The sequence below is a fragment of the Vagococcus vulneris genome, assembly GCF_003950515.1.
In the GTDB taxonomy this organism is placed as follows: domain Bacteria; phylum Bacillota; class Bacilli; order Lactobacillales; family Vagococcaceae; genus Vagococcus; species Vagococcus vulneris.
On the sequence record NZ_NGJS01000002.1, the window covers coordinates 196,729 to 213,442 of the forward strand.

Annotated in this window: 17 protein-coding genes; 2 read left to right on the forward strand and 15 right to left on the reverse strand. The window is 35.3% G+C overall.

Annotated elements, in window-relative coordinates; translation table 11 throughout:
- Positions 1-6: 6 nt before the first annotated feature.
- The 11 genes from CBF37_RS02580 to CBF37_RS02630 all read right to left on the reverse strand — a co-directional run bounded on the left by CBF37_RS02580 (position 7) and on the right by CBF37_RS02630 (position 9,201).
- Complete coding sequence (locus CBF37_RS02580; RefSeq protein ID WP_125983151.1) at positions 7-927, reverse strand: F0F1 ATP synthase subunit gamma; 921 nt, start codon at positions 925-927, stop codon at positions 7-9.
- A gap of 23 nt (positions 928-950) precedes the next feature.
- Positions 951-2,483 carry a F0F1 ATP synthase subunit alpha gene (gene atpA, locus CBF37_RS02585; protein ID WP_125983152.1) on the reverse strand — a complete coding sequence of 511 codons (1,533 nt, stop codon included), beginning with the start codon at positions 2,481-2,483 and terminating at the stop codon, positions 951-953.
- A 30-nt stretch (positions 2,484-2,513) separates the two neighbouring features.
- Complete coding sequence (gene atpH, locus CBF37_RS02590; RefSeq protein WP_125983153.1) at positions 2,514-3,056, reverse strand: ATP synthase F1 subunit delta; 543 nt, start codon at positions 3,054-3,056, stop codon at positions 2,514-2,516.
- Positions 3,046-3,567, reverse strand: a complete 522-nt coding sequence (atpF, locus tag CBF37_RS02595) for a F0F1 ATP synthase subunit B (RefSeq protein WP_165866609.1) — start codon at positions 3,565-3,567, stop codon at positions 3,046-3,048. The genes atpH and atpF overlap by 11 nt, the downstream gene beginning before the upstream one ends.
- A 91-nt stretch (positions 3,568-3,658) precedes the next feature.
- Positions 3,659-3,871, reverse strand: coding sequence for an ATP synthase F0 subunit C (atpE, locus tag CBF37_RS02600; RefSeq protein ID WP_125983155.1), 213 nt, complete (start codon positions 3,869-3,871; stop codon positions 3,659-3,661).
- A 58-nt stretch (positions 3,872-3,929) separates the two neighbouring features.
- On the reverse strand, positions 3,930-4,661 hold the full coding sequence (atpB, locus tag CBF37_RS02605) for a F0F1 ATP synthase subunit A (RefSeq protein WP_125983156.1): 732 nt from the start codon (positions 4,659-4,661) through the stop codon (positions 3,930-3,932).
- 328 nt (positions 4,662-4,989) lie between these two features.
- Positions 4,990-5,448 carry an SsrA-binding protein SmpB gene (smpB, locus tag CBF37_RS02610; RefSeq protein WP_125983157.1) on the reverse strand — a complete coding sequence of 153 codons (459 nt, stop codon included), beginning with the start codon at positions 5,446-5,448 and terminating at the stop codon, positions 4,990-4,992.
- A gap of 9 nt (positions 5,449-5,457) precedes the next feature.
- Entirely contained in the window at positions 5,458-7,827 is a 2,370-nt protein-coding gene (gene rnr, locus CBF37_RS02615; RefSeq protein ID WP_125983158.1) for a ribonuclease R, read from the reverse strand.
- 14 nt (positions 7,828-7,841) lie between these two features.
- Positions 7,842-8,579, reverse strand: coding sequence for an alpha/beta hydrolase (locus CBF37_RS02620; protein ID WP_165866610.1), 738 nt, complete (start codon positions 8,577-8,579; stop codon positions 7,842-7,844).
- An 82-nt stretch (positions 8,580-8,661) separates the two neighbouring features.
- The gene (gene secG, locus CBF37_RS02625) at positions 8,662-8,898 is read right to left on the reverse strand and encodes a preprotein translocase subunit SecG (protein ID WP_125983160.1); all 237 of its coding nucleotides are present in this window, start codon (positions 8,896-8,898) and stop codon (positions 8,662-8,664) included.
- Between the two features lie 123 nt (positions 8,899-9,021).
- Complete coding sequence (locus CBF37_RS02630) at positions 9,022-9,201, reverse strand: 2-hydroxymuconate tautomerase (RefSeq protein ID WP_125983161.1); 180 nt, start codon at positions 9,199-9,201, stop codon at positions 9,022-9,024.
- Between the two features lie 224 nt (positions 9,202-9,425).
- On the opposite strand from CBF37_RS02630, the gene CBF37_RS02635 reads away from it, so the two are divergent.
- Entirely contained in the window at positions 9,426-10,631 is a 1,206-nt protein-coding gene (locus tag CBF37_RS02635; RefSeq protein WP_125983162.1) for an argininosuccinate synthase, read from the forward strand.
- A gap of 15 nt (positions 10,632-10,646) precedes the next feature.
- The gene (gene argH, locus CBF37_RS02640) at positions 10,647-12,020 is read left to right on the forward strand and encodes an argininosuccinate lyase (protein ID WP_125983163.1); all 1,374 of its coding nucleotides are present in this window, start codon (positions 10,647-10,649) and stop codon (positions 12,018-12,020) included.
- 15 nt (positions 12,021-12,035) lie between these two features.
- Here the strand turns inward: argH and CBF37_RS02645 are convergent, their stop codons facing one another.
- From CBF37_RS02645 to CBF37_RS02660, 4 genes are read right to left on the reverse strand one after another with little or no spacing between them, the layout of a single operon-like run.
- Entirely contained in the window at positions 12,036-13,661 is a 1,626-nt protein-coding gene (locus CBF37_RS02645; RefSeq protein ID WP_125983164.1) for a glycoside hydrolase family 13 protein, read from the reverse strand.
- 21 nt (positions 13,662-13,682) lie between these two features.
- The gene (locus CBF37_RS02650) at positions 13,683-14,534 is read right to left on the reverse strand and encodes a carbohydrate ABC transporter permease (protein ID WP_125983165.1); all 852 of its coding nucleotides are present in this window, start codon (positions 14,532-14,534) and stop codon (positions 13,683-13,685) included.
- Entirely contained in the window at positions 14,531-15,403 is an 873-nt protein-coding gene (locus CBF37_RS02655) for a carbohydrate ABC transporter permease (protein ID WP_125983166.1), read from the reverse strand. The genes CBF37_RS02650 and CBF37_RS02655 overlap by 4 nt, the downstream gene beginning before the upstream one ends.
- An 11-nt stretch (positions 15,404-15,414) precedes the next feature.
- Positions 15,415-16,668 (reverse strand): ABC transporter substrate-binding protein, encoded by a 1,254-nt coding sequence (locus CBF37_RS02660; RefSeq protein WP_125983167.1) that lies wholly within the window; start codon positions 16,666-16,668, stop codon positions 15,415-15,417.
- Positions 16,669-16,714 lie beyond the last annotated feature (46 nt).

Sequence of the window (16,714 nt, forward strand, 5' to 3'; positions counted from 1 at the left end):
TCCCCGTTATTCTTCTAGTGCGGCTGCCCCGCCGACAATTTCTGTAATTTCTTCAGTGATTGCGGCTTGGCGTGCACGGTTGAATTTGATGGTCAAATCATCAATAATACTACTTGCGTTTTCAGTGGCACTCTTCATCGCTGTCATACGAGCTGCATGTTCAGCTGTTTTAGAATCTAGAACTGCTCCATATATTAAGCTTTCAGCATATAACGGTAACAGTGTGTTTAGAATAGCTTCTTCACTAGGTTCTAAAATATACTCTTGTTCATATTCAGTGGCTTCATTTGCATCTAAGTCGGTAATCGGCAACATTTTTTCAGCACGAAACGCTGATGATAATGTGTTAACGTGATGGTTATAACATACGTACAACTCATCAAAAACTTCATTATTATACATTTGAATCGCTGAATTCACAATTTTTCGTACTTCATCATAATTTGGGTAATCGCTTAGTCCTCTAAGTTCATAAGCAACAGGCATATCACGGTGTTTAAAGAAATCTGAGCCGTTAGAACCGATTGCCATTAGGACAAATTCTTCAGCACTCTTGTGGTCTTGGTTTAATATTTCAAGTGTTTTTTTAATAATTGAACTATTATAACCGCCTGCTAGTCCTTTATCAGATGTGATAACGATATAGCCAGTCTTTTTAACTGGTCTCTCAATTAACAATTTATTGTACATCTTCATCTTATTATTATCAAAATCTGATGAATCAGCACTTTCAATGTCTTTCAATTGAGAAGATGCTAAGTGAGTTGTTATGGATCTCACCTTTGAGGCATACTCTTGAAAACGTCGGGATGATTGTTCGGATTTCGTCAATTTTGAAGCAGCAACCATCTGCATGGCACTGGTAATTTGACTCGTCTTTTTTGTCGAAGCTATTCTCTTCTTAATATCGATAAGTGAACCGCCCATTTTCAATCACCACTTTCCTAAGATTATTTCAATTCATCAGCTACTGAGAATTTACTTGATGAAAAGATTCCTTTAAATTCATCAATTGCTTTATTGATATCATCAGGATCTGGTAAATTCTTAGAATTTTTAATTGTATCAAAAATTGCTGGGTAGTTATTTTCAACATATTCGCAAACTTCTTTTTCAAATCTGGCAATATCATTAACAGGTATAGTATCTAAGAAACCATTTGTTAATGCATAAAGAATCAATACTTGTTTCTCTACTGAAATTGGTTCATGAACATTTTGTTTTAAAACTTCTACAGTTCGTTTACCACGATTTAATTTCGCTTGTGTTGCTGCATCTAAATCTGAGCCAAATTGTGTAAATGCTTCTAATTCACGGTAACTAGCTAAATCAATACGTAATGTACCAGCAACTTTTTTCATTGCCTTGATTTGTGCAGAACCACCCACACGTGACACAGAAAGACCTGCATCAATAGCCGGACGAACTCCTGAATAAAACAAATCACTTTCTAAGAATATTTGTCCATCAGTGATAGAAATCACATTTGTTGGAATATAAGCAGAAATATCTCCCGCTTGAGTTTCAACAAACGGCAATGCTGTCATAGAGCCACCGCCTAAAGAATCATTTAATTTAGCTGCACGTTCTAATAAACGTGAGTGTAAATAGAATACATCCCCTGGAAATGCTTCACGACCTGGTGGACGTCTCAATAGTAGTGAAATTTCACGATACGCTGCTGCTTGTTTTGATAAATCATCATAAACAACTAATACGTGTTTACCATTGTACATAAACTCTTCACCCATCGCTGCACCGGCATATGGTGCTAAATAAAGCAATGGCGCAGGTTGTGATGCACTAGCAGATACGACAATGGTATAATCCATTGCACCATATTTTTTTAATATCTCTACTTGACTTCGGACGGTCGATTCTTTTTGCCCGATTGCTACATAAATACAAATCATATCCTGATCGTGTTGATTAATTATTGTGTCAATAGCTATTGACGTTTTACCTGTTTTACGGTCACCAATGATTAACTCACGTTGTCCACGTCCAATTGGAACTAACGCATCAATAGCTTTAATACCAGTTTGCAATGGCTCATCAACAGATTTACGTGCCATAACACCCGGAGCTGCAGCTTCAATTGGCCGTGTTTTTCTTGTATCAATCGGTCCTAGCCCATCAATAGGCTGACCTAAAGGATTAACGACACGCCCAATTAAAGCGTCCCCAACAGGAACCTCCATGATTTTACCAGTACGTTTAACTTTATCGCCTTCACGTATATGACCAAAATCACCTAATATTATGATACCAACACTTTCAGACTCTAAATTCTGCGCCATACCCATGACACCATTGTCAAATTCCAATAATTCACCAGACATAGCATTTTCTAAACCGTAAGCACGTGCAATACCGTCCCCAACATATGATACTGTACCAACTTCATCGACAGTTAGAGACTCTTCGTATTTAGCAAGTTGCTGTTTTATATGCGAACTGATTTCTTCCGCTCTAATACTCATGTATTTCACCTCTCACCTTGTCAACAAGCATCAGCTTAATAAGTCAGCATGAACTCTCTCTAATTGAGATCTCACACTTTGATCAATTATGCGATGCTCAGCTTCTATAATAATTCCACCCATAATTTTTGGGTCTAACCTTGGACGCAAAACAACTTTATTTGCGTTTAGACGCTTCGCTAGCCTATCTTCTAGTTCATGACGTTGATCCATCGTTAATGCCACAGCTGTAGTTACATCAACGACCATGATCCCAAAATGTTCATAATAAAGTTTTTCAAACTCATCAATAATTTCAGGCATATCAGCCATTCGTCCATAATCATAAACGGCATGAATAAATTTAGAAACTGTATTCCCAAAACTATTTTCCAAATCTTTGACAATATTGACTTTTTCATAGCCAGATAAACGATCATCGCTTAGAATCTCGCCTAAATCCGGAACACGATGATAAACTTCACGTAATTGAAGGACTTCTTGATAAACTTCAGCAAGTTCTTTTAATTCAATAGCCTCTGTGAATAATGCTTTACCGTAAGTTCTAGCTACTGCATATTGTCTATTCATCATCGGCAACTCCAAGTTTTTCAATACTTGATTGAATTAACTCTTGATGAGTTGCAGGCGACAATTCTTTTTTCAAGATTTTTGAAGCAATTTCAATAGATAAATCTGCAATTTCATTTTTTGCGTCTTCTAACATGCGATTACGTTCATTATTAATGTCGTCTTCAGCTTGTTTTTTCATTTGTTTAGAATGTTTGTCTGCTTCGATTAAGATAGCATGTGCGCTATTGTCGGCAGTTTCCTTAGCTTGAGCAATAATTTTTTGTGCTTCAGTACGTGCTTTCCTTAATTCGTCTTCCCGTTGTTGCAATAAAGAACTAGCTTCATTTCTAGATTTTTCGGCATTATCAATGTCGTTTGCAATCTTGTCTTGACGCTCTTGCATCATGTTGACAACTGGTCCCCATGCGAACTTCTTTAAAGCCAATAATAAAATGATAAATGAAACTATGACAAAAAGGATTGTACTAAGCGTAGTTTGCCCTGAGCTAGCTACGACTAACGAGTTGTTCATTTTACTACTACACATCCTTCCATGACATCAAAAAACCTATTATAAATAGGCTTATCATAACTGTGATGTCTCTATATCATTGTTGTAGATACTACTTGAAGACCAAGATTAACGCGATAACCACACCTAAAATAGGAACGGCTTCAATTAACGCAACGCCGACAAACATAGTCCCTCTTAATTGTCCAGACATTTCAGGTTGACGAGTCATTGACTCGATTGTTTTAGATATTACTTGTCCATTACCATAAGCTGCTCCAATAGCTGCTCCTAATACTGCGATAGCTGCTGCGATATATTGCATTGCTGATCTCCTCCTAATATTGTGTTTAATAATTTTAATACTGTGATACTTTCGATATTTACATTTCTTCTTCTACTTCGACTTTATGAGACACATAAACCATCATCAAAGTTACAAAGATGAATGCTTGAACCCCGCCGATAAATAGTGAGAACCCTTGCCAGATAACTTCAAGCGGCAAGGCCAAAACAAACTTGGCAGGACTACTTGCTCCTAAATTAGCAATCAAAGATAATAACACCTCACCAGCAAAAATATTACCATAAAGACGAAGACCCAACGTCAATACGTTAGTAAATTCTTCAACCAATTTGATTGGTAATAAAATAGCTGTCGGTTTAGCAAAACTATTAATAAAATAGTTTTTTACACCTTGTTTTTCCACACCGAAATAGTTACTTAAAATAATTACCATAAATGCTAAAGTTAAAGTAACCAATGGATCAGCTGTTGGACTCTTCCACACTGAAATTTCTTCCGAACCTCGGAAAAGAACAACTTTTGTTATTAATCCTAAAATGTTTGATACTAATACAAACATAAAGAATGTGAAACCTAACAAATGATAAGTGTTAACTTCCTTGCTTGGTACATTGTCAGAAACAATATTTCGCACAAAGTCAATTAAAAACTCCAATACATTTTGCTTTCCTTTGGGTTTCATTTGTAGATTTCGACTGCAAAAATAGACAATCCCAAAAACAATCAAGCATGTCAGTACAATCATCAAGCATACCGTTAAATCAAAATAAATTCCTCCAATTTCCACTATCCAGGATTTCTCTGCCACAGACTTCACCCCTTTTCCTTTAGAAATCACTCCTTACAAGGAGTTTTACTACTCATGTTAAAGATGATGTCTCATAAAAAATGCCCATCACCAACTAGACGTCAGCTCTCTATATTATGAAAACCAACTAGAATTATGATACCACCAAATTCGCAATAACACAAAGTAAATTCGTGATTTTCTCATAAAAAAAAGGAATCAATCCCTTTCACAGCAAGGATTTTTTATGATATGAAAATCAATGCGCTACCATTGTGAACAGACTAACTATATAAAAAACTCACGCTATTTTATTATTAAAATGGCATGAGTTTTCACTAATTTTTAATTATCTTATTTTTAATGAACGGTCTATTTCCCGATTCATATCACGACGCTTAATGTCTTCTCGCTTATCATATTGTTTTTTACCCTTTGCAACACCTATTAATACTTTTGCAAAACCATCTTTAATGTATAATTTTAAAGGAATCAACGTTATTCCTTTATTTTTTGTTTCATCAACTAATTTACGGATTTGTTTCTTATGAACTAAAAGTTTCCTTGTTCGCAGCGGGTCATGATTAAAGATATTTCCATGTTCATATGGACTGATATGAACATTCATTAAAAATAATTCTCCATTCATCACTCGGGCAAAGCCATCCTTTAAGTTAACACGACGTTGCCGTATCGCCTTAATTTCCGTTCCTTGCAATACAATTCCGGCTTCAACTGTTTCAATAACCGTGTAATCATGTCGCGCTTTACGATTCTGAGCTATTAAATTTCCATCACCTTTTGGCATCTACTCACCTCATTTTTTCTTCTTTTTTCCTTTAGATTTTTTGGCAACTTTTTTATAAAAAGGCTGTTTTCCATTTTTTCCTTTTGATTTATTCTTTTTATTTTTTCTATTACTACTATTTTGATGTCTGCTAGAAATTTCTTTTGAACGACTATTTTTATGATTGCGACTATCTTTTTTCGGTTTTCTAAGCAAAAGCTGCGCATCCTTTATCGTTTCAGCACAGAGTAATTCAAAATCAATTTCACGTGTCTCAGCATCAGCCTTTGCAACTTTGACAGTGACACTCTGACCAATTTTGTATACAGTTCCTGTTCGTTCCCCAACCAGGGCTAAATGACTTTCAATAAAATGATAGTAATCATCTTTCAACTGATTGACATGAATCAAGCCTTCCACTGTATTATCTAACTCAATAAACATACCAAACTTAGTAATCGAAGTGATAACACCATCATATTCTTCACCAATTTTACCTTGCATGAACTCAGCTTTTTTCATTTTATCGGTTTCACGTTCGGCCTCAACAGCCCGACGCTCCATCTTTGAACTATGGTCAGCGATATCTGGTATTAGACCTTCCCATTTATTTTTTGTTTTTTGAGATACAGGCTGTTTATTGTAAGTTTTAATCAAGCGATGTACCAATAAATCTGGATATCGTCGAATAGGTGAGGTAAAGTGTGTATAATCGTCAGCTGCTAATCCATAATGTCCCACAGGATTCTCTGAATATTTTGCCTGCTGCATACTACGCAATAACATCATATTTATAACCGGTTCTTCTGGTAGTCCAGCCGCCTTATCGAGTACACTCTGCAATTCTTTTGGTTCAACGCTATCTTTCTCACCTTTTACGATAATACCGAAATTTGTAATAAATTCAAAAAATCTCTGTACTTTTTCTTCTTTAGGTTGTTCATGAATTCGATAAATAAATGGTAAATCTTGTCGATAGTAATGTCTCGCAACTGTTTCATTTGCAGCCAACATAAATGACTCAATTAATCGCTCCGCAGTTCCTCGAGTCCTTAAAATAATATCTTGTGGATGCCCTTCAGTATCAACGACTATTTGAGCTTCACGACTATCAAAAGAAATGGCTCCCCTACTCATTCGTTTTTCTTCTAGAATATGGTGTAATTCTGCCATTGTTTCAAATAAACTAACGAAATCCGCATATTCTTGTAACGTCTCGGGGTTTGACTTCTCTAGAATTTCATTCACTGCCTGATAAGTCATTCTTGCTTTTGAATGAATGACGCCTTCAAAAATATCGTAATGGATGACTTCACCATCAGGAGTAATTTCCATTTCACATGACATCACTAATCGGTCAACCTTTGGATTCAATGAACAAATACCGTTTGACAGTTTTCTAGGCAGCATTGGAATAACTCGATCTGTTAAATAAACGGATGTTGCTCGATCCTCTGCCTCCAGGTCTAGTGCACTCGTCTCTGTCACATAGTGAGAAACGTCCGCAATATAAACTCCTAGAAGATAATTACCATTTTCTTGTTTTTCAACTCGAACGGCATCATCTAAATCTTTAGCCTCAGCTCCATCGATCGTCACAATATCTTTATCTCTTAAATCTCGTCGTCCCTCAATTTCTTCCGGAGACACACTGTCTGCCAATTGTTCAGCTTCAGCTAACGTCTCTGACTCAAAATCGATTGGTATTCCTAATTGTAAGACGATTGATAAAATGTCCATACCAGGATCATTTTTATGACCAATAACGTTTTTCACTAAACCTTCAAAACTGGCTGTATAATCTACCTCGGGATAATGAGTGATTTCAACAAGCACGACACTTCCATCTTCTGGTTCGATACCCTCCGCCGCAATAAATACTTTATACATCGAAATTTTTTTATCCTTTGGAATCACAACTCCATACAAACCAGATTCATTACGTTCTTTCTCTGAATATTTTGTGAATATCCCAACTAATTGTGTGTAACCTCGTTTTTGTATGTTTATTACTTTTCCTTCTGCTGCTTGACCTTCGATTGGATTTCCAGATTTCAATATATCAATATTGACAGTATCACCTTCAAGCGCAAAGTTTGTCATTCCTTTTGGAATAAAGACATCATCTTCTTCATCGTCAATTGAAACAAATCCGAAGCCACGCTCATTTGCTCTAAACGTTCCTGTCAGTATATTATTTTTTTTAGATAATTTGACTTTACCCTTTTTACTGAACACAATAGTTCCTTCACGCTCCATTTGTGCAATTGTTTGTACCAGCATTTTAAAGTCAAAACTTTTTTGAAAATTCAAACTTTCTGCCAATTGTTCTATCGAAAAGGTTTGTTTCTTACTATTCCGTAAATAAGTCAAAACTAAATCTTTTACTTTTTTAGTCATCTTGCCCCTCCTCTTTAAACTATTTTTTCTATAAAATGAATGACATCATTTTCAAATTCTTTACGGTTACGGCTAACTGTCAAGACATGCGTACTGTCAGCATACCAGTGTACTTCATGGTTGATATTCGTTAAGTATGATGCTGCGTCATAAACAGACTTAGCATCAACCATTTCATCTTGGCCAGATTGTGCTAAAAATATTGGATATTTAATAGTAGATAATTGATCAGTTACACGCTGTGTCATTATAGCGATTTCGTGTAACTGGTTACGCAGCGGACTATCTATTGCTTTTAACTTTTCAGCAATTTCAACTGCTGATAAACCATTTTTTTGATAAACTAACTCGCAATACTTCAAGAAATTGGGAAATATGTCATGATTGCGCTCAGCAATCAATGGAGAACTAAAAGATCCTCCACCTAACACATCTTCTGTAAATTCCTCAATTAATCGAATTGCATAAATTCCTCCTAAACTTAAACCAAATACGATTATTTTTTCATAACCTTCTGATTTCAAAAAATCTTTAGCTTCGATAGCATCTTGCCACCAAATATTCGGATGCTGATGTAAAATATACATAGGATCTTGCGTCCCGTGTCCTGAAAAAAGTGGCGCTAATACTGTGTAGCCTTCTCGTTCCATTCGTCTAGCAAGCATTCTCACATCATTAGGACTGCCAGTATAAGCATGTAGCAATAACACAGCTTGTGTACCACCTGTAAAATAAATTTGTTTATTTTCCAAACCAATCACCTACATCTCTAAATTTTAGCTTAATTGTAACAATAAAAAAAGCTCCTGTCAGAAACAGGAGACTCATTTTTAATTATTTTGATGATAAATATGCTAAAGCAACTGCAATAACCATCCAAGTCACTCCCATAACGGTTGTCGCACGCTTCATAAATGCTTCAAAACCTCTAGCTTTTGTTTTGCCAAAAAGCTCTCCGGCACCACCTGAAAAAGCGCTGGCTGCATTATTTTGTTTACTAGGTTGCATCATTACAGCAATAATAATTAAAACTGATAAAATTAACATGATAGCTAATAAGAGTTTATACACAGATGTACCCTCCATATCTCTTCTAGTTCTCTTGACATCTTTATAATTCTAGCATATTCAATAGTAAATTTCTAGATAAAAGGTCAGATATTTAGATAATTATTGGAGAGTCGCTGTTTTTGATTATTTTTTAGTAATACCGCCTACTGCATAATTTCCTTTTTTCATATCAGATACAATGATATGAACATTTTCAGTTTGTGCACCAGTATTTTTTACAATAGCCTCTGTAACGTCTTTTACCATTGCATCTTTTTGATCTTGCGTACGACCTTCCAGTAATTCAATATGAACGATTGGCATAACAACAACTCCCTTATATAAGATAATTTTATTTTAGCATATTATCATAACTTCGCAACCAGTTCATTGAAACTGTTTACATCACTTAATATTCATTTTTTTGAATAAAAAATTAATTATACTGTTTTTTATAAATAAATATTCGTTAAAAACTTGATAAAATGAATAAATATTGATATAGTAATAACATAAAATCAAGAGATTTGTACAGGAGGAATATAATTATGGATAAAAAGGTTATTCTTGCATATTCTGGAGGTTTAGATACTTCCGTTTCTATTCAATGGTTATTAAATTTAGGCTACGATGTTATTGCTTGTTGTTTAGACGTTGGTGAAGGTAAAGACCTAGACAGTATTCGACAAAAAGCATTAGAAGTAGGTGCGAGTGATTCATTTACAATAGACGTTAAAGAAGAATTCGCGCAAGACTATGTTGCTGTTGCCATTCAGGCAAATACAATGTATGAAGGAAAATATCCTTTGGTCTCCGCTCTATCTCGACCGCTCATTGCAAAAAAACTTGTTGAATTAGCACATGATACTCAAGCTGATGCTATTGCACACGGCTGCACAGGTAAAGGAAACGATCAAGTACGTTTTGAAGTTGCTATAGCAACACTTGATCCGACTATTCAAGTTATTGCTCCTGTAAGAGAATGGAAATGGTCTCGTGAAGAAGAAATAGCTTACGCAAAAGAAAAAAATATCCCTGTACCAATCAACCTCGACAGTCCCTATTCTATTGATCAAAACCTATGGGGACGCGCAAACGAGTGCGGTGTCTTAGAAGATCCTTGGATTACACCACCAGAAGATGCCTACGATTTGACAGCTGCTCTTCAAGATACTCCCGATACACCAGAAATTATTGAGTTAACCTTTAAGCAAGGCATACCTATTAAACTGGACGATGAACAGCTGCCACTAGCAGACTTAATTTTAAAGTTAAACAAAATGGCAGGCAAACATGGTATTGGACGAATTGATCATATTGAAAATCGTCTCATCGGAATTAAATCACGTGAGGTTTATGAATGTCCGGGTGCTGAAGTAATATTAACAGCACACAAAGAACTAGAAGATTTAACATTGATTAAAGAAACAGCTCATTTTAAACCTTTGATTGAACAGCAATTAGCACAGATGATTTACGACGGCCTTTGGTTTAATCCTTTGACAGATGCGTTAAAAGCGTTTATCCGATCAACTCAAACATGTGTTAACGGCTTGGTTCGGGTAAAATTATTTAAGGGACATGTCATAGTTGAAGGAAGAAAATCTGCGAACAGTCTTTACAGTGAACAGTTAGCAACTTATACTTCAGCCGACGAATTTAATCAAGAGGCTGCAGTTGGTTTTATTCAACTTTGGGGATTACCATCAAAAGTTTATTCAGAAGCTAATCATCAATTTGATGACACATTATAAAAGGCAGGTCAAAATATGAAAAAATTATGGGGCGGACGATTCCAAGAACAAAGTGCAGACTGGTTAAATAAATTCGGCTCTTCAATATCATTTGATTACCAATTAGCTGCTGAAGATATTCAGGGAAGTATTGCCCACGTCAATATGCTTGCGGCAGCTAGTATCATTAGTCCAGCAGAAAAAGATCAAATCAAGGCTGGACTATTATCCATTCTTGCCGATATTGAAGAAAATCAGTTTAATTTTTCTTTAGCCAATGAAGACATACATCTCAACATTGAGCAAGCACTGCACGAAAGAATCGGCAGTGTCGCCGGAAAATTGCATACTGCTCGCAGCCGAAACGATCAAGTCGCAACTGATATGCACCTTTACCTAAAAAAACAAGTATCCCTTTTGATAGAACTGGTTACTGTTGTACAAAGAAGTATTCTCTCTCAAGCTGAACAAAACATTGATACACTAATACCAGGATATACACACTTGCAGCATGCCCAACCTATTTCATTTGCACATCATCTTTTAGCTTATTTTCAAATGTTGCAACGTGATAAAGCTAGACTGGAAGACAGTTTGAAACGAATCGATATCTCACCACTAGGATGTGCGGCCTTAGCAGGAACAACTTTCCCGATTGATCGATTCCAAACAGCTGAAGAATTAGGCTTCTCAGCCGTATATGATAACAGTCTTGACGGCGTAAGTGACCGTGATTTTATTTTAGAATTTTTAAGTAATGCATCTATTTTGATGATGCATCTCTCACGTTTTTGTGAAGAATTAATTCTATGGACATCATTTGAATTTCAATTTATTGAATTAGCGGATGCGTATGCCACTGGTAGCTCAATTATGCCGCAGAAGAAAAATTCTGATTACGCTGAATTAATCCGTGGAAAAACTGGTCGAGTTTATGGTCATTTATTAGGGCTACTGACTACTTTAAAAGGATTGCCTCTGGCATATAACAAAGACCTGCAAGAAGATAAAGAAGGTATGTTTGATACAGTTACAACCTTAACACTATCACTTCGTTCCCTTGCTGGGATGATTGATACAATGACAGTTAATAAAAATATTATGGAAGAAAGTACAAATAAAGATTTTTCCAATGCTACTGAATTGGCAGATTACTTAGCGTCAAATGGTGTACCTTTTAGACAAGCACATGAAATTGTCGGTGAATTAGTTCTTTCTTGTATTCAGCAAGGTATCTACTTACAAGACATTCCTTTGAGCGACTATCAAAAAATTAATCCAACTATTACAGATGATATCTATACGGCATTGGATTCACGCGTTGCGATGAACAGGAGAACCTCATACGGTGGTACTAGTCGAACAGAAATAAAAAAAATGATTAAAAAAAATAAACATCTCCTAGATTAATCTAGGAGATGTTTTTTAGATTTCCACTGCAAATGCTTCCCAAGGCTGGAGAACCATATCTTTTAACGATATTTTTTCCGTTGTATTTGATATCCATGTTGCTTTTATTTGAGTATCACAATTAAATAATTGCGGTTCATCCGATAGATTAACCACTACTAAAATAGTCTGTCCTTGATAAGAACGCTTATATGCAAAGACTTTGTCAGCCGTATCTTCCAGCAGCTCATACTCTCCCCAAACAATTAGCGGATGCTGTTTGCGTAAAGAAATCAATCTTTGATATGTATAAAAGATTGACTGTTGATCAGACAATGCTGCTTTTACATTAATCTCTTTATAATTCGGATTTACATGTAGCCATGGTGTACCAGTTGTAAAACCTGCATTAACTGTATCATCCCACTGCATTGGAGTTCTTGCATTGTCACGACCTTTAACATTGATAGATTCAATAATTTCTTCTTGAGTAAAACCTTTACTCAATCGATCATGATACATATTGACACTTTCAATATCCTCAACCTCATCAATCGATGACACCGGACAATTTGTCATACCGATTTCCTCACCCTGATATATATAGGGCGTACCCTTCATGAGATGAAGTAAAATTGCAAATGCTTTTGCAGAACGATCACGGTATTCTTGATCATTACCCCATCGTGAAACGATTCTAGGCAAATCATGATTATTCCAAAATAAGCTATTCCATCCTTCATGACCTAAAGAAGTTTGCCATTTAGATAATACTGTTTTTAACTCACGTATTTCTAATGGTTTAAGATCCCATTTATCTTTATCTTTTTGTTGATCAAGACTGATATGTTCAAATTGAAACACCATTGATAATTCTTCCCTTGTTGGGTTTGAATATAGTTTGGCAATTTCAGGTGTCGCACCCCATGTTTCACCAACCGTCATTACATCATAATTACCAAAGCTTGCCCGATTCATATCATGCAGATACTCATGCAGTTTAGGACCATTCCCAGTAATTTTTTCATCAGGCTGTTTTCCGATTAAATCAATGACGTCCATCCGGAATCCGCCAACGCCTTTGTCTAACCAGAAGTTCATCATATCATTTACAGATTGTCTAACCTGTTCGTTTTCCCAATTTAAATCTGGCTGCTTCTTACTAAATAAATGTAAATAATATTGACCGCTCATTTCGTCGTATTCCCAAGCACTCCCACTAAATGTTGAGTCTAAATCATTAGGTACATCACCATCAACAGGCTCACGCCAAATATAGTAATCACGATATTTATTATCCTTACCTTTTTTTGCTTCAATAAACCATGGATGCTCATCGGAGGTATGATTAACGACTAAATCCATAATAATTCTGATATCTCTCGACCGAGCCTCTTCAATTAATTTATCCATATCGTCCATAGTTCCAAACTCATCCATAATGTCTTCATAATCACTGATATCGTATCCGTTATCATCATTAGGTGATTTATACACAGGACTAAGCCAAATTGCAGTAATTCCCAATTTTTGCAGATAGTCTAATCGTTCAATAATTCCATTCAAATCTCCGATTCCATCACCATCTGTATCTTGAAAACTACGTGGGTATATTTGATAAAGTACGGCTGATTGCCACCATTTAGTTTCTTTAACTGTCATTGCTGTACACTCCTAATGTTTTTATTTAACTGCTCCATCTGTAACACCTGCGATGATCCATTTTTGGAAGAAAATATAAATTAACAGAACAGGTAATATTACTAATAAATATGATGCAAAAGCTAAATTATACTGTGTTGAAAATTGACCTTGAAAAATATATTGCGATAATTGCAAAGTTTGCTGTTCAGGCTTACTTAATAAAATTAACGGCATTAAGAAATCATTCCATGTCCACATAAAACTTAAGATTGCAACCGTCGCATGAACTGGTTTCAGCATCGGAAAGACAACATACCAGAAAGTTTGTAACGGAGTAGCCCCATCTATTTCTGCTGCTTCATCTAATGCAATCGGAATCTTTTTAATAAAGCCAGTATACAGAAACGTATTCATCGGTAATCCGAAAATGATATAGATAAAAATAATTCCGCTTAAATTATCTAAGTTAAATAAAGACGCTTGTTTTACTAGTGGCAACATAATGACATTAAAAGGAATAAACATCGCACTAATAAAATAATAATACAATGCATTAAAGAATTTAGAAGCTGACCTTTTTCGTGTGATTGCATAAGCAGCTAAACTATTTGTAAAAACAGTAAATACTAAATTAATTGCTGTGATAATAAATGTATTTTTAAATTTTTGAGGATAATCTGTTAATTCCCAGGCGTGTTTAAAATTCTCCCAATGAAATGCTGCCGGCCATTGCAAAATATTATCCATTTGGCTAGAATCTTTAACAGCAATCATCAACGTCATATACAATGGACCAAAAATAGTTATTATTGCTAATAAAAACATTAAAATTGTTAAAGGCCAATTCACTTGACCATTATTTTTTATAAACATTCCCTTTACACGGCTCATTGCATATTCGCCTCTCTTTTCTCAAGAATTCTAAGTTGGACAATAGAAATAATAACAACGACTAAGAATAAAACGACTGAATTGGCTGATTGATAAGCAAATTGCCCACCAGTGAACCCTTTTTTATAAATTAATAAAGAAATTGACGTTGTCGACATTCCTGGACCGCCGTTTGTCATTGCCATAATTTGATCAAATGCCATTAAAAATCCTTTAGCTGATAAAACCATATTAATAGTGAAGAACGGAGCCAATAAAGGAAATGTTACGTCTTTAAATAAACGCCAGCCACTAGCACCATCTATTTCAGCTGCTTCATAAATACTTTGATCAACTGTTTGCAGACCAGACAAGTAAATTAATGTGGTAAAAGCGAGTGATTGCCAAACTGTCACCACTACAATACCAATCCATGCGTGCTCAGTTCCTAAGATGTTCACACTCAACGCTTCAATCCCAGCAGCAATCCCGAATTGTGGTAGCAGATTTGCAAAAATAAAATTAAAAATATAACCGATAATTAATGTTCCCAACATATAAGGTAAAAAATAAACGGCCTTTAAAAAGCGCTGAAACTTTATTTTAGCATTTAAGCCTAATGCAATTAGCAGCCCGATAATATTCACAAGCACGGTTGAGACAATTGCAAATTTAAAAGTAAACAAATAGCTTTGAGCAATGTCTTTATCAACAAACATATGCATATAATTTTTTAAACCAACAAATTCCCAATCTCCATATCCACGCCAATTAGTAAAACTATAAAAGATTCCTTCTAAAAATGGTATGGTGTGGAAAACAAAAAATAATATAGCAATTGGGACAACCATTGCGTAAAATGCTGGATGTATTTTTTTAGACTTTCTCATTTTAATTCCTCCTATTCAAAATTCGCCGTATCGTATGCTTTATCCATGTTTTTCAGTGAATGATTAATATTGCTTTGCATATCTTTCGGATGTGCTGTTTGATCTAAAGCATACTCTGAAAGTAACGATGCCAAGTCATAACCATTAGGTATAAAATGGTCGATAAAATCATTAACCTGTCCAGCTTCAATCATCGGACTAACCCCACTTAAGCTAGGTTCTGACTGTTTAACTCCTTGAATAGCAGAAAAGGCAAATTGATCATTAATATAACGTTCTGCTCTTTTTTTATTCATCATAAATTTAATAAATTTTTGAGATTCTGACTGATTTTTGGTTCCTTTACCAATCATAAACATTACATCGACACCACTCGTAACAAAATTCTTTGACACATCATTACTGGCAGGTAACGGAAAAATATTAACGTGAACATTTTTATTGGCTTTCATTACTTCAGGTATCGCCCAAGTTCCGTTGATAATCATTGCGGCTTTACCTTTAGCGAAATTCTGAGTACCATCAGCATAGCTCGTTCCCATCGCATCTTTTTGAGTTAAATTCATTATATCTGTCAATTGCTTCATTGGCTGCTGCCAACCTGTTTCAAAATTAACTTGGTTTTGTCTTCTTTTTTGCATGAAGTCTTTTTCATTAAGGATACCTGATAATGGATTAAAAATAGAAATTAAAGTCCATGGATCCTTAAAAGTCCCTTCAACCGGTGTAATGCCTTGATCTTTAAAATAATTACTGACATTGATGAATTCATCCCAAGTCTTAGGTACCTTTTGACCATGCTCCTTAAATAAATCAACATTATAAATGACACCTGATGCATTTGTCGCATATGGTATTCCATATAATTTATCCTGATCCTTTTGTAAAGCCTGTATCATTTTTTTATATGCAGGGACCGTATTATCTGCCAAACCAGTTTTAGATAAATCTTCCAGCATACCTACATTTGCTAATTCAGTGTATGTATTATCTCCACCGTACGCGATGACGTTAGGAATGCTATTTTTAACTAAACGTGTTCTTAAAACAGTACCTGCATCAGGTGGAGAACTGAAAACAACTTTAATGTCAGGGTTTTCATTTTCAAATTCTTTAACAAATTCCTTGAAAACAACCTGATTCTCGGGTTTATTACTAAACACCTCTATTGTTTTTTTCTGACTATTATCATTGTTTTTACAACCAGCCATTACGCCCAATCCCAATACAACCATCATAATAACCAGAACTTTTCTGTACTTCATTCCTTTTATCCCCCTTACCAAGTATAGTGTGACGTAACACGTACAA